This window comes from Rhodococcus sp. NPDC055112 (assembly GCF_053607505.1).
Window position 1 is genome coordinate 100,253 of record NZ_JBSGTR010000001.1, and the last position, 17,673, is coordinate 117,925.

Here is a 17,673-nt window from a genome sequence, read left to right on the forward strand (position 1 = left end):
ATACGCCCTGTACCGAACGGACATTCGCGACATCGAGCGGTCCGGTCGGCGGGATCTGTTCTCGGAGACGGTCGTTACCGTCTACTCCGGCGCTGCGGTGTCACCGCCGATTTCGAGTTCTGGCATGCGATGGATCGGGTCCTGGATCGCGAGGTCGCGCTGACCATCATCGATGGTGTCAGTACGCAACTCGGCCGCTCGTCCGTCAACGAGGTCTTTGCGCGGACGGTGGTGCTGGGTCAGGTCAGGACTGCCGCTGTCGCTTCCGTTCTCGACATGGTCGACGGGCCTTCGTTCAGCGCGGTGGTCGCTGAGTGGATACCCAGTGTGTCAGTGGATGAGGCGTCCACCGGCTCGACCTCGGTCCTGGGTGTGGCCCGCGCGGTCGTCGAGCTAGCCGACGCCATGCGGAGGTTCCACGAGTCGGGGGTGGTACTCGCGATCGGAGACGACGGGCGGGTGCGAGTGAGTCTGGATGGCACCGCGTACGTCGCGTTTCCGGGGACGCCCGCGTCCAGCGAGCGCGGCGGCGACGTTCGAGGCTTCTGCCGTGTGGTCAAGACGTTGGCGGCAGGAGTCCAGGGTTCCGACGCCCTCGGGCTCATGACGAGGCGGGACGGCCAGGGGGTGACCGCGGTCGCCATAACCGACACGCTGCAGGGGATCGTCGATCAGCCGCCCCCACCGGAAGCTCCGGCTCCCGCCCCGATCCCCGATGGAGAGCCTGCGACGCAGTGGGACCCGAGGCGGCCGGGCGCTCTGGCTGCGCTGACCGGTATCGGAGTGGTCGCCGTCGTGCTGCTCGGCGCGATCGGATGGCTCATCGGGACGTCCATTGCCGATCCGCCCACGTTCGAGGCCGTTGCCTCCGCTGAAGAGCCCTCCGGAAACGACGCGCCGCCACCGCCGCCTCCACTGATCCCCGTCGCCCCGGGTGGAGCGGCCGTGTACTCGCCCCAGCAGTACCCGGACAACGCGCTCGCGAGCGGCCTGGCGGTCGACGGGAAGCTGGAGACGGCCTGGTCGACGGACACCTACATGCAGCAGTTCCCGCAATTCAAGAACGGTGTCGGGCTGACGGTGGCGCTACCCCCGGACACCGCGCTGAGGGGGGTGTGGATCGCATCGCCCACCGCGGGAGCCCGCGTCGAGATACGAACCCTCCCCCCGGTCGGCGGAGCCCTCGAAGAGACCGCGGTGCTGGGCGCAGCGACCCTGCAATCGGGTGTGACGCCCATTGCCCTCGCCGCTTCGACGCCGTACTCCGGGTTGACCGTCTGGATCTCAGCTCAGGCCGGAAATGAGGGAAGCTTCCGGACCGAGCTGTCGGAGATCGGGTTCCTGAGCTGAGGGCCGGGTTGTCCCGGAGTCATCGAGTCCGGCAAGGGCCTGCGGCAATGGGCCTGTGTGCAGGACGCCGAGACGTTGGGTGGCCCTGGTGAGGGCGACGTAGAGCTCGGCCGCGCCGCGCGGGCCGTCGGCGAGGATCCGTTCCGGCTCCACGACCAGGACGGCGTCGAACTCCAGGCCCTTCGTGTCCGACGCCGCCACCGTGCCCGGGATGTCCGCCGGCCCGATCACGACGCTGGTGCCTACGCGCCCGGCCTCGTCTCGAACGAATTCTTCGATGGCAGAGTCTATTTCGTCTGTGGAGACCCGACTGGACCACGGCAGGGCACCGCAGGAACGGACGGATTCCGGGGCCTCGACTCCGGGTGCGAACTCCGCGAGCAGAGAGGCGGCGACGGTCATGATCTCCGCCGGGGTGCGGTAGTTCACCGACAGCGACCGGTAGACCCAGCGGCCGGGCACGTACGGCTCGAACATCGTGTCCCACGAGGTCGCGCCTGCCGCCGACCGGCGTTGAGCGAGATCGCCCACCACCGTGAAGGATCGGTCCGGGCAGCGCCGCATCAGCACCCGCCAGTCCATCTCGGACAGCTCCTGGGCCTCGTCGACCACGACGTGCCGGTACGTCCAGTCCCGGTCCGCCGCAGCGCGTTCGGCGAGCTCCCTGGTGTCTCGCTGGACGAATCGATCGGCCAGGTCCTCGGCATAGAGCAAATCCGTCGCGAACAGATGGTCGTCGTCGTCCATGTGGTCCGCACGACCGACCATGAGGTCGAGCACGCCGGCAGCGTACGCCGCCTCGGCCTCGGCCTCGGCCTTCCGTTCCCGCGCTGCGGACTGCTCGGCCGACGGGTCAGGGCCGAGCAGATCGACCAGCTCGTCGAGCAGCGGCACGTCCGACACCGTCCAGGCATCGCCGTCGGCGCGCAGCAGTGCCTGGGCGGCGCCCGCCGCGCGCAGTCGTTCGGGTGACGTGTACAGCTGTGCCAGTAGTATTTCCGGCGTCAGGATCGGCCAGAGTTCGTCGAGCGCGGCGGCGAACGCGTCGTTGTCGGAGAGCTCGGCGACCAGGTCGGCCCGCAACTCCTCCCACGCCTGCTCGTCCTTCCGGGTCAGCCAGCCCCGGCCGATCCGAGCTATCGCCCGCTCGGTGAGCACGTAGGTCACGATCTCGCGAAACACCGCGCGGGCCTCGTTGTGTGGCATCCCGCTGGCGCGAGCCTCCTCCCTGGCCCACTCCGCGGTCGCGGCGTCGATCCGCACCGTGACGTCCGAGAGATCGATCGGCACCGGATCCGCCGGCAGTCGCTGCCGGTCGGCGATCGCGGCGGCGAGGACGTCCAGGATCTTCAGCGAACCCTTGAGCCGCGCGGATTTCGGGGTGTCCTCGGCGGTGACGCGCAGACCGGGCACGAGATCGCCCGTGGTCATGAACACCACGTCGGACTCGCCCAGCGACGGCAGCACGCGGCCGATGTGGTTCAGGAATGCCGGGTTGGGTCCGACCACGAGCACGCCGTGGCGTTCCATCCGCTCCCGCTGGGTGTAGAGCAGGTACGCGACGCGGTGCAGCGCCACGACGGTCTTCCCGGTGCCAGGGCCGCCCTCGATCACCAGCACCCCGGGGTGGTCGAGCCGGATGATCCGGTCCTGTTCGGCCTGGATCGTCGCCACGATGTCGCGCATCCCCTCACCGCGCGGCGCGTTGACCGCCGCGAGCAGGGCGGAGTCTCCTCGGTCATCCTCGGTGGCACCATCAGGGCGGCCGAGCACCTCGTCGGTGAAATCGACGACCTGACGCCCGCCGCCGTGGAACTGACGACGCCGCCGCATGCCCTCCGGGCTGGCGGCGGTGGCGACGTAGAACGGACGCGAGGCGGGTGCCCGCCAATCGAGCAGCAGCGGTTCGAACTCGTTCTCCTCGTCGAAGATGCCGATCCGGCCGATGTACGCCTGCTCGCCCGACAGGGTGTCCAATCGGCCGAAGCACAGACCGTTGTCGGCCACCTCCAGCCGATTCACCTCCCGGGCCAGCGCACGCACCTCGGCGTCCCGGTCCACGAGTGTCCCGCCGTTCTCGGCGTCGATCGGGCTCCGGAGCGCCGCGCCGTACCGACCCTTCACCCGCGCGCGCTCGGCGTCGAGCCGCGCGTAGAGCCCGGCCACGTGGCTCCGTTCGGACCGCAACTCGTCCTCGTATCCCTGAGTTGACATGTGCCCCCCATTTCCGCAGGTTCTGGCTTCGGCCAGCGATTCTGCGGCATCACCCGGGTCTTGCCGCAAGCCCCCCGGTGCGCTATACATTGAAAGTGGAAAGGGGTACGGAATCCTTTCCATTCTTCGTCCGGACGGACAAATCCCTCGAGAAGCGGCGTCGCAGTGTGCGCCCGGCGCCGGCAATTTCGTGTTGTAACGGAACGCCCGTCGCTGCCGACAGTTCTGATGTATTGCAACAACAGGGAGGGAAGCACATGGGTTCGGCCACTGACGCTTTGGAATGGATCCGCGAGGGGTACCTGGCCGGTGATCCACTGCGATCTGCGCTCTTCAACGGCGTGTTCTGGATCACGATGCCGCTGCAACTGCTGCTGGGACACTCCTTCTAGCCCGCGGCCAACACCAGATCTAAAGCCGCCCCTCCCCTTTGCGGGAGGGGCGGCATTTTTGACGCGGCGCACTCGGCAGCCGAGTTCGGAACGCGCCGGCACCACCCCGGGTCAGGCGCGCGGGTCACGCCCGAGGTACCGAAGCAGCTCGGCGACCGTGGTATCGCCCGACTCGTCCTCGAGCACCGCGGCGTACGCGCCCCACTGACGCAGCGGCTCAACGATCTCCGCCTCGATGCCGCTGCCGGGCGCCGGATGCGCGGTGCGTGCCGCTGTGAGCAGGTGGCGGGCGAGTTCATCGGTGAGCGGCGACGGCTGGCCGGTCGCGATCGCGATGTCCCAGGCATGCACGGCGGCGTCCAGCGCGGCCATGACCGCGGCGACCGGGGTCGCGAACGCGCCGTGCGGCAGCGGGGTCGGAACGGAATCGGTGTCGTCGGCGACGGTCGACCACGCGGCGGCGGTCTGCTCGATCGCCTCGCGCACCAGTGTCGCTGCCGAGCCGTCGATGGCACCGGAGGGGTCGAAGGGGTTGTAGGCGGGTCCGACCCCGACGCCGAGGGCCTGGGCGAAGGCGAGCTGGTCACCTGCGGCGTGCTGGATCACCTGTGTGACATTCCATTCCGAGCACGGGGTCGGCAACTGCCACTGCTGGTCGCCGATTCCTGCGACGACGCCTTCCAGCGCCGAGTAGGAGGTCGCGAGCACGTCGCGCCACACGGGGCGCAGGGTCGCGGTGGCGTCGGCGGCGGTGGTGAGGTTCATGTCGGACCTTTCGTCGTGCTTCCTTGGTGTGAAATGAGCCTATGGGGCCATTAGGCTGGATTCGTTCCTAATTATTTCGGAGGTGAATGTGGCGGCCACCACAACGCGCGTCCTGCGCCTGCTCTCACTGCTGCAGGACCGCGCGCACACCGGCAGGGAGCTGGCCGAACGGCTCGACATCACCGACCGCACACTGCGCAACGACATCCAGCGACTGCGCGAACTCGGCTACCCGGTTCACGCCGAACGCGGCGCCATCGGCGGCTACCGGCTCGGCCGCGGCTCGACGATGCCGCCGCTCCTGCTCGATGACGACGAGGCGGTGGCGGTCGCCGTCGCGATCGACCTCGCCGCGGACGGCTCCACCGGCATCGCGGACATCACCGAAAGCGTCGCGCGAGCCCTGGCAAAGCTGGAACAGATCCTGCCGAAGCGGCTGCAGCGTCAGGTGACAGCACTGCGGAACGCCACCGCCCTCGGGCCGGCGACCACCGGTTCGCGAGAGCCGGACGCACCGGTGCCAGCCGCGGTGCTCACCGCCCTCGCCGGCGCGATCCGCGACACGACCGCGGTGTCCATCGAGATCGAGAGCGACACCGTGGACGTCGAGCCGTACCGGCTGATCAACTGGCAGCGGCGTTGGTATCTGGTCGCCTACGACATCGGGATCCATTCCTGGCGAGCGATTCCTGTCGCACAGGTGCGCCGGGCGACCGCGGGCAGCCGCCGGTTCGGGCCCCGCGCGCTGCCCGACGAGGACCTGATCGCCTTCGTCATGCGCCACATCGCGAGCACCGGCTGGAAGGTGCACGCCCGCGTCACCGTGCTCGCGCCCGCCGAAACGGTGATCGCCCGCATCAATCCCGCCGTCGGCGTGGTGGAGGCGGTCGACGCGGACACCTGCGTCCTGCTGACCGGCGCGGACGCCCTGGAGACCATCGCCATCTACCTCAGCATGCTGATGATGGACTTCCGCGTCGACGGCCCACCGGAACTGGTCGCGCATCTGCGCACGCTGGCCAGGCGGTACTCCGCCTCGGTGGAATCGGCACCGTAGCGAAACTGGCTCAGCGACCCTGGCTGGGATCGCCGAACCAGGAGGAGAGCGCTTCCCGCAGCGCGGGCGCGGCGGCATCGGTGGGTTCGTCCACGGTGGCCGCCCAGGCGATGTGAGCGTCCGGGCGGATCAGCAGGGCGTCGGCCGATCGATCGTCGGTCTTGGCGGTGTGGATGTCGATGCGGTGCTCCCAGTCCCGCGCGACCTCGCGGAGATCGGCGCGGTCGGCGAGGTCGAGGAGGATGGGCCGACCGGGGTGCATGAGTTCCGCGACACTGGTCATGCCCTGGTCGGTGTGCAGGGCGAGGTTCGGCGCGAAGGTGCCGGCCAAGGCGTGGTGGTCGTAGCCCGGCATCGGGTAGCGAATGTCGGTGTGGCCGACGAGGGATCCCATGCGGCGCAATGCCGGCTCGTCGGCGACCAGTTCCTGGAAGAGCTGCCGAAGCGCGTCGGCGGCCGCGTCGTGTCCGCGCCGCAGCGCCACCTGGGCCCGGGTCTGTAGCCGCGCACGCCCACCGGCGTAGTGGCGCTCGTCGTGATAGGTGTCCAGAAGTCCGGCCGGTGCCCAGCCGTGGATGTCGGCCCCCAGTTTCCAGGCGAGGTTGACGGTGTCGAGCATGCCGACGTTCAGCGCGGTGCCGGTGGCGGGGAACAGATGCGCCGCGTCGCCGGCAAGCAGGATCCGCCCGGCGCGGTACTGCTCGGCCTGCCGATCCTTGAACGTGTAGCGCGACAGACGAATCGGCTCCCCCAACGGCAGATCCGCGCCGAGCACCCGTCGGGCACTGTCGCCGAGCTCGGCCAGGGTCAGCGGCTCGTCATCGGCGTACTCGGTGGATTCACCTTCGGTGGTCTGCAGCGACAGAACTCCGGAGCCGGCCGCGAACGCGAACACGCCGTGATCGGTTCGGGTGAACCCGGCCTGGATCCTGCCCAACCCGGGGACGTCGATATCGCCGTTGGCGAGCACGGTCACCGAATCGTGCAGGGCCACCTGAGCGAGCCTGTTGACCTCCGGATAGGTGGTGCCGGGGAACGGGATACCGGCCAGGTCCCGGATCCGGCTGCGTCCGCCGTCGCAGCCGACCAGGTATCGGGCGGTCACCCGGAACGGCCCGTCCGGCCCGCGCACGTCCGCGGTCACCACGGCGTCGTCCTGATTCACGCCGACCACCTCGTGGCCGCGGCGAATGTTCGCACCGAGGTCGCGGGCGTGCTCGTCGAGCAGTCGCTCGATCTCCATCTGTGGGATCGGCAGCGCCCGCATCGGCGGATCCGCCATGTCCGTGAAGTCCAAATGCATACCGCCGAAAGGGAACCGGGGAGCAATGTTGGGGTCGCTACTGGCCGCTTCGAACCGTTCCAGCAGACCTCGGTAGCGCAGCAGGTCCAGGATCCGCCCGCCGATGCCGCTGGCCTTCGGAACGTCTTGAATCTGCGGCTGTCGCTCCAATACCAGAGTTCGCACTCCGGCCAAACGCAGCTCACCGGCCAGCATCAGGCCGGCCGGGCCAGCGCCCACGATGATCACGTCGGTGTCCGTCACTGGCATTTTCGTTGACTCCCGTTTCCTCGGTTCTGACTCAGGCCAGCGATTCTGCGGTACTACCCCGGTCTTGCGGCAAGCCCCCCGGTGCGCTATATCTTGAAAAGGGAAAAGCCATGAGTGATTCTCTCTTCCTCGTCGGGGCAGAATAGGCCGGTGTTTCGTTGTGCTCGGCCAAGGCGTTCCGGTGATGCGCGCTCACCCTATGAACCACGAGACCTGTTGCGCGCCTACGAGCGTCATGCCACACGTGAGGTTCGGCCGGGCTCCGGCGAACTCCTGATCGTGATCCCACTCGGTGCCGACGACCCCTTGGAGATCACCGTCGTCGATCCCACGGCGGACTGGATCGAGTCGAGAATCCGGGGGCTCTGCGCCTCGCTGGCCGAGATAGACCGCAGCGCCCAGCGTGTTCTGCGCGGCGAGTTCCGCATCGGCTGGATCGAACTCGACTCGGCACACCACGGCCTCATCGACTACTGGGCCACCGGGGTGAACAGCGAGTATCCCATTGACATCTCGTGGACCGGAGATGCGTGGGAGGAATCGTCTGCCGAAGCGCTGACCTGACAGCGGGCGGAGCGGCTCCTGCAGTCGGAGCCGGGTCTGCGAGCATGGTCGGATGGAGCATCCGTCGGCTGAGCACGCATTCGTCACCCTTCTCGGCGAGAGTGCTGTACCGCTCCTGAAGGAGCAAGGATTCCGGAAGCGAAAGCTGACCTTCACTCGGGAGCGGGATGGTCTGGTCGACGTCATCAACCTGCAACGGTCGGCGGGGAACAGCCACGACTTGATTCGGTTCTACGTCAACTGCGGTGTCTACTCGGCGGAGTTCGACCGGGCCATCGGACGGACACCCCAGCAGCGCCCGGCCGAGGTCGACTGCCAGTACCGCCGCCGGATCGAGAGCATCGCGACCGGAATCGGACCGCACGTGACCGTGCATGCCGACACCGATGTTCCCGCGGCCGCGAGCCGGCTACGCGTGGCACTCACCAGTGCGCTCGAGGTGATGGGTCAACTTCGTGGCCCTGACGATATCGCTCATTCCGTCGGGTCGGACATCGACTTCGACATCCTCCGCTACCGACTCGCCACGGGCGATGTGTCCGGCGCGCGGGAGCAGTACGTCAGAGCGCGGTCCCGGTTCTGCACGGAGGACCGCTGGCCGCGCCTCGAGGAGCAGTTCCGGAAAGCGGCCGAACCCTATGACGTAGCCATCCTCGATCGCGAACAAGGGTAGAGAGCGGTCGTGGCCCGGCCCGGATCGAACGATACTGGGCCGGAACGGGATTCGCGGGCTCGCCGATGGGCCCGGAGCTGGTCATGCGACCAGCGAACGCTCCCGCGCATCCTGGGCGGGCCAGCGCCGGTGCTCGGCGTCGATGACGAACACGTGGGTGTGCCGGTAGAGCCGTTCGCCCACGCGGTCGGCGTCGACCAGCCGGGCGGCGTCGATGGTCCCGGCCTCGTGCAGGTGCGTGATCTCCGCCGGGTCGTGACGCGGCCACATCCACACGGCCGCAGTGATCCCGATGACGGCGATCACGGTCAGCGTCATCCAGGTGATGGTGAGACCGGCGGTGGTCAGCCACCCCGCGATCGGGTAGGTGAGCAGCCAGGCCAGGTGCGACAGCGAGAACTGGGCGGCGAAGAGCGCGGGCCGGTCGGCGGGTTGCGACGAGCGCCTCAGAACCTGGCCGGTCGGGGTGAGCACCGCCGCGGTACCCGCGCCGACCACGGCCCACACCGCGATCGCTGCACCCCAGCGCCAGTCGCCGGCATCGGCGGCCGACAGGGCGACGGCTGCTCCGAGTCCGCCGATCAGGGTGGCGGCACCGGCCAGCATCACGGGTCGGGCGCCGAGCCGGTCGAGGAACCGCGGCAGGGACAACGCGATGAGCATCGTGCCGAACCCATTGGCGGCCAAAAGCATTGCTACTCCCGACTGGGTGCCGCCGAGCGTGTCACGGACGTAGTTGACGGTGTTGACCATGATCACCGAACCCGCGGCGGCGACCACCAGGTTCAGGCCGAGTAGACCGCGTAGCCGTGGCGTGGCGGCGAAGATCCGCATGCCCACCGCGATCCGTTCCCGGAACGTGTCCGCGGTGGCGGACCGGGCCTCCGGGATGCGGGTCGCGATCACCAGGACTGCTGATACCACGAATCCGATTGCGGTGCCGACGAACAGCCAGTGGAAGTTGATGAGGGTCAGGACCGCCGCGGCCAGCATCGGGCTCAGCAGGGTCTCCATCGTGGCGGCGAGCTGCGCGGCCGACAGCGCTCGGGTGTATTCGCGCTCGTCCGGCAGGATGTCGGGGATGATCGCCTGGTAGGTGGGCGTGTACGCGGCCGAGGCGGTTTGCAGCACCGCGATCAGCACGTAGATCTGCCAGATCTGGTCGATGAACGGCAGTGCCAGCACCAGGGCGGCGCGAATCAGGTTGAGCCCGACCAGGAAGAGCCGGCGAGGGAAGCGGTGGGCATAGGCGGCGACGATCGGCGCGACCGTGACGTACACGAGCATCTTGAGGGTCAGCGTGGTCCCCAGCACGGCGGCCGCGTCCGCACCGGCGAGCTCATAGGCGAGCAGTCCCAGTGCGACGGTGGTCAAGCCGGTACCGAAGAGGGCCGACACCTGGGCGGTGAACAGTCGCAGGTAGTCGCGGTTGGTGAACAGAGATGTGATCAACGGCTTTCGCATCGCGAACACTTTCTTCGAGTACGTGAAATGGGCAGGGGTGGGTCACGGGTTCGTCGACAACCGCAGGTGCACATGGGTCCTCCTTCGGGGATCGTGCTCTCAGTGTTGGTGGGCGGTGGCCGCGAGGGTGAACGCCGCGGTGCGGACGGTGTCTCCGTGCTTGAAGTCGAGGAATAGTCGGTACGTCCCGGGGCCGGGTACCGCGGTGTGGAAGGTGACGTCGGGTCCGGGAGCCGTGACGCCGTCGCCGGGTTCGCCGTTCGGGTGAACGTGGATGTAGGCCAGGTCGCCGGCTCGGAGCACCACCAGGTGGCCAAAGGCGGCCAGATAGGGCTGCAGATCGGTGACCGGACGGCCGTCCTTGCGCACGGTGAGCGTCAGCAGTTCGCCGTCTCCGGGAGCGAGATCTCCGTCGAGGATCACCTCGTAGCCGTCGACGACCGCGGTGCGCGTCTCGCTCGGCGTCGGTCGCGGATCGTAGGCGCCAGGGACGGCGAGATCCGCGCCAAGGGTGATCGTTCGCCCGAGCAGTGTGGGCGCGATGTCGGTGAACACGCGGTAGGACCCCGCCTCCGGCAGGTTCAGTCGAACCGACCACGTGCCGTCGGCCGCAAGTTCGGGGTGCACGTGCCAGAACCCGGTCAGCTCGCGCTGCACCACGATCAGATGCAGGTCCCGGTCGTGGATCGGGGTGTAGTCGGTGACCGGTCGGCCGTCCGGGCCGAGGATGCGGAACCGGAAGTCGACGTCGCCCCTGCCGACGATGGTCTCGGCGAGGTCGAGTGTGTATCCGTCCTGCGTGATCTGGAGACCTCCCGGCGCGCCCGCACCGTGGGCGTGATGGTCGGCCGGAGTGTGGTGTGCGTGGGCGGTGTGGTCGGGCTCACCGTGGCCGGCGTGCGCCGCGGCCGCCGGATGCCCGTGGTGGTGGGCGGTGTGATCGGCGTGCGCAGCCCGGCGGTCTCCATGCGTGTCGGTGCTCATGTCTCGGCCTCTCGTCGTTGGTGTTCTCGTCGACCAAGCTAGTACCCCCGGGGGGTATGTGCAAGGCAGCGAAACGTGGGGCGGGTCACATTGTGTTTCGGCTCCGCCCCGCGAGGGGGCGGAGCCGAACAACGAGCAACATCGGAGGGCTGGGGCCCCGCCTGGTGTCACCAGCGCCGAGCCCCGCTCGAGTGGGGATGGCCTCCCATCGAGGCGGTGATCACTGCCACCGGTGTTTGTGAGGCATACAGGTTGGCGCGTTCCTGTGGGGTCAGGTTGCGTCGCCCCCACAGCCGGTTGGCCGCGCGTCGGAATGCAGGGAGCATCGCGGACTGGCGCGCCGTCGAAAAAGGTTGCGTGATAACAAAAGCCATGGTCTTCTCCTGTCGGAGGGAAACCGGTCCCATGGCAAGGTGAAGCGTGCCTGCCTGATTGGCGCCACGCCGGAGCTCGATCGAGTCAACGGAAGTGCTGTCGACGACGAGGCCGGGTGGGCTACTGCAACGTCAGGCCGCAGAATGCTGACGCCGTGCCGGGGCCGGTTCGGAACGAAATGAAAGTCCTAGACGGATACGGACTATCGCTGGTACTCACTGCGTTCCTCACCTCCTCGCAGACAGGACGCACGCGGGCGTCGATTCGCACACGGGGAGGGCGCCGGGACGGCAATTGTCCCGGTCGGGCACCCCTCTCGTCAGAGCTTCGGCACTGCACGACGTGTCCCGATACGATCGAGAAGCCACTTTGGATAGACCCTTAATCCGGGAATACCTGTCCTAACCTTGGGCGTCTGTCGACGTCGTCAGATCAGTGGCCTGTGTTCATGCAGGAGCCTCGCCTAGCGAGGTGCTTACGCCGACCATGGTGCCGACACCCGCGATATATGTCAACCCGCAGGGGCGATGGCACACCAAGATCATTCCGACTTCCGAAAAGATTGCTGCGAAGCATATTTCGCCGCTGAAGAGACTGAATATGCAGTTGCACAACATTTTAGGAGTATCTTGGTTGCCGTCGGCGTGCGCTGGTGCACGGCGGAGATCGGCGATCCGTGGCATGCAGGTTGACATCAGCCGCCCCGCAATGATTGCCTGTCGGCGCAGCACCTCGTTAGGTGAGGCGTCTGCACGAACACAGGCCACTGATCTCACGACGTCGAGAGACGCCCAAGGTCAGGACAGGTCTCCCCGGCTTAAGGGGTGACCCAAAGTGGCTTCCCGCAGTGGTGTGGGACACGTCGTGCAGTGCCAAAACTCGTACGTGGGGGTGTCGAATTCGGCAGGGCGACTCGTTCGTGTCGGTATTCACAAGCGGCCGCATCGCGACCTCGATCCTGCCCTTCTGTGCTGTGGACACACCATCGCGGAGCTTCGTCCCCACTGGACGTGCCCGTATCCGAACCCGGGAGGTGACCACCGTGGACGAACCGCCGAGTCGATATCCGGCCTCGCCCGGATTCCTCACCGCCGGTGTCCATCGCGCCCGCTAGTCGCGGACATCGCCGGACCTCCACGCGCGGCCTCTCGCCGCGATCATTCTCGCGACAGTCGTAGTCGCAGAGCTTATTTCGTCGTGCCCGAACGCTAGCGAGTTCGTGCGCGACCGAGAGATCTGTCATGTCAGAAACCAGTGTCTTCTCACCCCCGAGGAGCCCGGGCAAGACTGCCAATCGAAACAGTCAAGCGGTACTCCCCGACCGTCAGATGGCGGCGCTCGCCGGGATCATCCGCCTGCGCTATCCGGGCGTGTACGCCGAACTGCACACCACTCCAAAGGGATTGAGATCGGACCAGATCGACCCGCTACGCCGCAGGCATGGCAGCAACGAGGTCCGCCACGACCGGCCGGCGCCGGCAATAGTGCAGTTCCTGGCCACCTTCAAGAATCCGTTCATCCTGATCCTGCTGTTCATCGGCGTGATCATGTACATCACCGAGGTCTATCTGGCCGACCCCGAAGAGGGTCCCGACTACATGGGGATCAGCACGGTCGGCGTGATGGTCCTGATCAGTGTGTCGTTGCGGTTCTGGCAGGAGTACCGGTCGGGGCGGGCCTCTGAGGCGCTCAAGGCGATGGTGAGCACCACGGTCTCCACCACCCGCCAGATTGGCGACACGGTGGTGACCGCCGAGATCCCCATCGAGCAGTTGGTGCCAGGGGACATCGTCCAGCTCGCGGCCGGCGACATGATTCCCGCGGACATGCGAGTCGTGCGCGCCAAGGACCTGCAGGTCAACCAGGCGATGCTCACCGGCGAGTCGATGTCCGCAGAGAAGACGGGCGATCCGGTTGCCCGCCTCGAGCCCGATCGGATCCTCGAGGCGGGGAACCTCGCGTTCATGGGCACCTCGGTGGTGTCCGGCTCGGGGACCGCGGTCGTGGTCCATACCGGGGACGACACCTACTTCGGCGCGATGACCGAGGGGCTGGGCACTGGCCGCCCCGAGACCAGCTTCGACATCGGGGTGAAGAAGGTCAGTTTCCTGTTGATCCGCTTCATGGTCGTCATGGTGCCTGCGGTCTTCATCATCAACGGACTCACCAAGGACTGGAGCCAGGCGCTGCTGTTCGGTGTCGCGACCGCGGTCGGGTTGACGCCGGAGATGCTTCCGCTGATCGTCACCGCCAATCTTGCCAAGGGTGCGTTGTACATGTCCCGGCACAAGGTGATCATCAAGCAGCTCAATGCTATTCAGAACTTTGGTGCGATGGACGTGCTGTGCACGGACAAGACGGGAACTCTCACCGAGGACCGAATCGTGCTGGAGGAGCACCTGGACACGGCCGGCAGGCTCAGTGTCGACACGCTGCGTCTGGCCACCATGAACTCGGTGTTCCAGACCGGGCTGCGCAACCTCCTCGACGGCGCCGTCATCGAGGCCGCGGGCCCCGACCTGGTCGAGAGGATCCGCCGCGAGCACGGCCTGGTCGACGAGATCCCGTTCGACTTCGCCCGCCGACGGATGTCCGTGATCGTCAACGACGGCGCCGACGACCTGATCATCACCAAGGGTGCAGTAGAAGAGGTGCTCGCCGTGTGCACCTCGGTCGAGGTGAACGGCGCAACCCACGAGCTGACGCCGGGCCTGCGCTCGGCCCTCGACCGCCTCGTCGCCGAGCAGAACGGGCTCGGCAAGCGGGTCCTGGCACTCGCCACTCGACGCATGCCCACCGCCTCGGCCGGTGAGAGGGGCGAGTACTCGACTGCGGACGAGTCCGAGATGACGGTCGTCGGCTTCCTGACGTTCCTCGACCCGCCGAAGGAATCGGCCGCCGCAGCGATCGAAGCGCTTCGAGCCCACGGGACCGCGGTCAAGGTGATCACCGGCGACAACGAGCTGGTCGCCGAAACCGTCTGCGGGAAGGTCGGTCTGGACGTCGGGACCATCATCACCGGTGCGGAGATCGACCGCTTGGACGATGACGACCTCGACGCGATCGTCGGAGAGACCACGATCTTCGCGAAGACCAACCCGCTCCAGAAGGCCCGGATCGTGGACGCGCTCAAGCGGAACGGGCACACCGTCGGATTCCTCGGTGACGGGGTCAACGACGCACCGGCCCTGCGGACGGCGGACGTCGGGATCTCGGTGGACACCGCCGCCGACATCGCCCGCGAGTCGGCCGACATCATCCTGCTCGAGAAGGACCTCGGTGTCCTCGAGCGCGGTGTGGTCGAGGGGCGCCGCACCTTCGGCAACATCCTCAAGTACATCAAGATGACCGCGAGCTCGAACTTCGGCAACATGTTCTCGGTCCTCGTCGCGAGCGCACTGCTTCCGTTCATCCCGATGATCCCGGCCGTGCTGCTGGTGCAGAACCTCGTCTACGACATGGCGATGCTGACGATCCCGTGGGACAAGGTGGACCGCGAGTTCGTCGAGAAGCCGCGCAAGTGGGAGACCCGCAGCCTCACCCGGTTCATGGTCTTCATCGGACCCATCAGCTCGATCTTCGACATCACCACGTTCGCACTGATGTGGTTCGTCTTCGCCGCGAACACCCCCGAGCAGGCCGCGCTGTTCCAGTCCGGTTGGTTCATCGAATCCATCATCTCGCAGACGCTGATCGTGCACATCATCAGGACGGGACGCATTCCGTTCATCCAGTCCAGGGCGTCCCTGCCGGTCTTGATCTCGACCGGGCTGGTCTGCGTCTTCGGATTGGTGTTCCCGTTCATCGGATGGGGTCAGGCACTGGGCCTCGTTCCGCTGCCGTGGTCGTACTTCCCGTGGCTGATTCTGACGCTCACCGCGTACTGCGTTCTCACTCAGGGGGTCAAGATCTGGTTCATCCGCCGCTTCGGTGGCTGGCTGTGAACCACAACGGTGGTCGTGTCAGCACGGCGCCGGCAAGTGTCCAATCAATCTCCGTTCTTCGGAATCTCAAAAGGAAATCCATGAACTCGAACAACTTTCGTATGCGCCGCATCGCCCGCCTAGCCGGCATCGGCGCCACCGCGGCCGTCGCGATCGGCCTGATGTCGACCGGTGCGGCACACGCCGACACCTTCGTGCCGCTGCCGGACGGGCAGAAGGCCGGGCCGGGAGCGGTGATCACCCGGACCGAGGAGAGTGCCCTGATCTCCCCGTCGCTGGCCGCCAACGCCGCCGGCCGCACCGCCTGGGTCTCGGGCACGGTCACCGCCGATGTCACCGGCGCCTCGCAGGACGGCGAGGCGGGTCCCTCGAACGGTGCGACCAACGAGAAGGGCACCAACAACTCCTCCACGCACGGGGTCTCGCGGATCAGCACCGGCTACATCGTCGGCTGCCAGGTCGACATCAACGGCCTCGGCGGCTCCATCGGAGCCGGCCTTGACCTGTCGGGCCCCTCGGTCTCCGGCTCGCTGACGGTCCCGGTCTCCGCAGGCCAGGTCAAGTTCGTGAACGTGGCGGGCAAGGACATCACTGGCAACGGAACCTACTCGGTGCAGTACCAGGACACCCAGCTCGAGATCCAGAACTGCGGCGGCTACGCCCAGGCCCGTTCCTACACCGTGGTCGAGATCGTCGGCAACGACTACTCCAAGACCACCCTGTACGGCCAGCCCTTCAGCATCGGGTAGGGGCGCCTACGGCACGGCCCAGACACAACTCTGAAATATCAACCCGTAAAGAGGAATTCATGATGCACATCAAGACCGGCCCGCGTCGCGGACTGCGTATCGCCACCACCGGAGCGGTCGCCGCCGTTGCACTGGGCTTCTGCTCCGTCGGTGCCGCAAATGCCGACACCGTCGTACCGCTCCCAGGCGGCACGATCACCAAGACCCTCGCGGACGGCACCGTGGTGACCGTCACGATGACCGACGAGTCCGCGACGGTGTCGCCGTCGATGGGGGCGACCCCCCTGCATCGGAACGCGTGGGTCTCCGGCTCGGCGAAGGTCGAGATCTCCGGCGGTTCAGGCGCCGAGGGCGGCGCCATCGAGCCCGGCTACATCGTCGGTTGCCAGCTCACCCTCGGCGGCGAGACCTCGGCGGAAGGCGGCATCGGCGCCGAGTGGAAGGGCGACGCCGAGCCTTCCGCCGGTGGCGCGGGCAACGTCTCCATCGGTCCCGGCGAGGCCGCGAGCTTCCCGATCCTCGACCTCGAGTCCGCCGACGACTTCGGTGGCGAGTCCCACTCCGGCGAGCACTCCTTCGAAGGCGCCACCGGCAGCGTCACCTGGGCCGACTCCACCATGGGCGTCGAGGGCTGCGCCGGCTACGCGCAGGCCCGCTCCTACGTCAACGTCACCGTCGACACCGAGAACGTCACGAGCACCGTCACCCTCTGGGGCCAGCCCTTCAGCATCGGCTGACGCAAGCGGCGGGTTCCGGACACGACCCCGGGCGGGAGGGCGATGCGCCCTTCCCCCGGGGTCGTGCGGCCAATCAAACAGTAAGTGTTCCAAGGATTCTGGAGCGCAGTGGGTTGTCGCGAAGAGTTGGCCCGCCCGGACGGATTCGTATTCGGCTAGCATCGGGATCATGCGTAGCGACCTGATGAAGAACGCGGAACGTAGTGGTGAGCCAGGGACTTTCGTACTCCAGAACTCCCGGATGCTCAAGGTGGACCTGGCCGGAACCGGTGGGCACTTCCTTGCCCGCCAGGGGTCCATGGTCGCCTACCAGGGTGATGTCGACTTCGCCTATCAGGGCAGCGGCGGCCTCGGCAAACTGTTCAAGAAGGCACTCACCGGCGAGGGCATGTCGCTGATGAAGGTGTCCGGCAGCGGCGATGTCTTCCTCGCCCGCGACGCCGACGAGATCTTCCTGCTCGAACTCGAGGACGAGTCGGTGACCGTCAACGGGACGAATGTCCTCGCCTTCGAGAGCTCGCTGAGCTGGGACATCAATCGGGTAGAGGGTGCGTCGATGCTCAGCGGCGGGCTGTTCAACACCACCTTCAGCGGGCGCGGTGTGCTCGCGATCAACGTCTACGGCACCCCCGTGGTGCTGAACGTGGACACCCCCACCTTTGTCGACATGCAGAGCGCGGTGGTGTGGTCGACCGGGCTGCAGTCGACCATCCGTAAGACCGCGAAGATGTCCGCCGCGATCGGACGCGGCTCGGGTGAGGCGTACCAGTTGTGTCTCACCGGTAACGGATTCGTCGTCGTCCAGGCGTCCGAGGGTCACCCCATCCCGCAGCACTGACCCTGACCTCCCGGT

At 67.2% G+C, this 17,673-nt stretch carries 14 protein-coding genes and 2 riboswitches; of the genes, 9 read left to right on the forward strand and 5 right to left on the reverse strand.

The window, feature by feature from the left end:
- Nucleotides 1-129: 129 nt before the first annotated feature.
- Nucleotides 130-1,350 (forward strand): hypothetical protein, encoded by a 1,221-nt coding sequence (locus ACWFRB_RS00455; protein WP_452638010.1) that lies wholly within the window; start codon nt 130-132, stop codon nt 1,348-1,350.
- Here ACWFRB_RS00455 and helR read toward each other — a convergent pair.
- Nucleotides 1,285-3,564 (reverse strand): RNA polymerase recycling motor ATPase HelR, encoded by a 2,280-nt coding sequence (gene helR, locus ACWFRB_RS00460; protein WP_452638012.1) that lies wholly within the window; start codon nt 3,562-3,564, stop codon nt 1,285-1,287. The genes ACWFRB_RS00455 and helR overlap by 66 nt on opposite strands.
- Nucleotides 3,565-3,821: 257 nt before the next feature.
- Here helR and ACWFRB_RS00465 point away from each other — a divergent pair, with 257 nt between their 5' ends.
- Nucleotides 3,822-3,956, forward strand: a complete 135-nt coding sequence (locus ACWFRB_RS00465) for a hypothetical protein (protein ID WP_397512699.1) — start codon at nt 3,822-3,824, stop codon at nt 3,954-3,956.
- A gap of 111 nt (nt 3,957-4,067) precedes the next feature.
- On the opposite strand, the gene ACWFRB_RS00470 is transcribed toward ACWFRB_RS00465, so the two are convergent.
- Entirely contained in the window at nt 4,068-4,721 is a 654-nt protein-coding gene (locus ACWFRB_RS00470) for a TIGR03086 family metal-binding protein (protein ID WP_452638014.1), read from the reverse strand.
- 88 nt (nt 4,722-4,809) lie between these two features.
- Here ACWFRB_RS00470 and ACWFRB_RS00475 point away from each other — a divergent pair, with 88 nt between their 5' ends.
- Complete coding sequence (locus tag ACWFRB_RS00475; RefSeq protein ID WP_452638016.1) at nt 4,810-5,778, forward strand: helix-turn-helix transcriptional regulator; 969 nt, start codon at nt 4,810-4,812, stop codon at nt 5,776-5,778.
- A gap of 10 nt (nt 5,779-5,788) precedes the next feature.
- Here ACWFRB_RS00475 and ACWFRB_RS00480 read toward each other — a convergent pair whose 3' ends face one another.
- The gene (locus ACWFRB_RS00480; protein WP_452638018.1) at nt 5,789-7,324 is read right to left on the reverse strand and encodes an FAD-dependent monooxygenase; all 1,536 of its coding nucleotides are present in this window, start codon (nt 7,322-7,324) and stop codon (nt 5,789-5,791) included.
- A 312-nt stretch (nt 7,325-7,636) separates the two neighbouring features.
- On the opposite strand from ACWFRB_RS00480, the gene ACWFRB_RS00485 reads away from it, so the two are divergent.
- Both ACWFRB_RS00485 and ACWFRB_RS00490 read left to right on the forward strand, forming a co-directional pair.
- Nucleotides 7,637-7,894, forward strand: a complete 258-nt coding sequence (locus ACWFRB_RS00485; protein WP_452638020.1) for a hypothetical protein — start codon at nt 7,637-7,639, stop codon at nt 7,892-7,894.
- 52 nt (nt 7,895-7,946) lie between these two features.
- The gene (locus ACWFRB_RS00490; RefSeq protein ID WP_452638021.1) at nt 7,947-8,567 is read left to right on the forward strand and encodes a DUF4304 domain-containing protein; all 621 of its coding nucleotides are present in this window, start codon (nt 7,947-7,949) and stop codon (nt 8,565-8,567) included.
- An 81-nt stretch (nt 8,568-8,648) separates the two neighbouring features.
- On the opposite strand, the gene ACWFRB_RS00495 is transcribed toward ACWFRB_RS00490, so the two are convergent.
- Nucleotides 8,649-10,031, reverse strand: coding sequence for an MFS transporter (locus ACWFRB_RS00495; protein ID WP_452638022.1), 1,383 nt, complete (start codon nt 10,029-10,031; stop codon nt 8,649-8,651).
- Between the two features lie 99 nt (nt 10,032-10,130).
- Nucleotides 10,131-11,015, reverse strand: a complete 885-nt coding sequence (locus ACWFRB_RS00500) for a hypothetical protein (RefSeq protein ID WP_452638023.1) — start codon at nt 11,013-11,015, stop codon at nt 10,131-10,133.
- 679 nt (nt 11,016-11,694) lie between these two features.
- Nucleotides 11,695-11,868, reverse strand: a riboswitch (M-box (ykoK) riboswitch).
- A 246-nt stretch (nt 11,869-12,114) separates the two neighbouring features.
- A riboswitch (M-box (ykoK) riboswitch) is annotated at nt 12,115-12,288 on the forward strand.
- Nucleotides 12,289-12,718: 430 nt separating this feature from the next.
- On the opposite strand from ACWFRB_RS00500, the gene mgtA reads away from it, so the two are divergent.
- The 4 genes from mgtA (at nt 12,719) to ACWFRB_RS00520 (ending at nt 17,658) form a co-directional block, all read left to right on the forward strand.
- Nucleotides 12,719-15,334, forward strand: coding sequence for a magnesium-translocating P-type ATPase (gene mgtA, locus ACWFRB_RS00505; RefSeq protein ID WP_452638024.1), 2,616 nt, complete (start codon nt 12,719-12,721; stop codon nt 15,332-15,334).
- Between the two features lie 80 nt (nt 15,335-15,414).
- Nucleotides 15,415-16,083 (forward strand): MspA family porin, encoded by a 669-nt coding sequence (locus ACWFRB_RS00510; protein WP_452638026.1) that lies wholly within the window; start codon nt 15,415-15,417, stop codon nt 16,081-16,083.
- Nucleotides 16,084-16,142: 59 nt separating this feature from the next.
- Nucleotides 16,143-16,820, forward strand: a complete 678-nt coding sequence (locus ACWFRB_RS00515; protein WP_452638027.1) for an MspA family porin — start codon at nt 16,143-16,145, stop codon at nt 16,818-16,820.
- Nucleotides 16,821-16,989: 169 nt separating this feature from the next.
- Entirely contained in the window at nt 16,990-17,658 is a 669-nt protein-coding gene (locus ACWFRB_RS00520; protein WP_077040034.1) for an AIM24 family protein, read from the forward strand.
- The last annotated feature ends 15 nt before the right edge of the window (nt 17,659-17,673 follow it).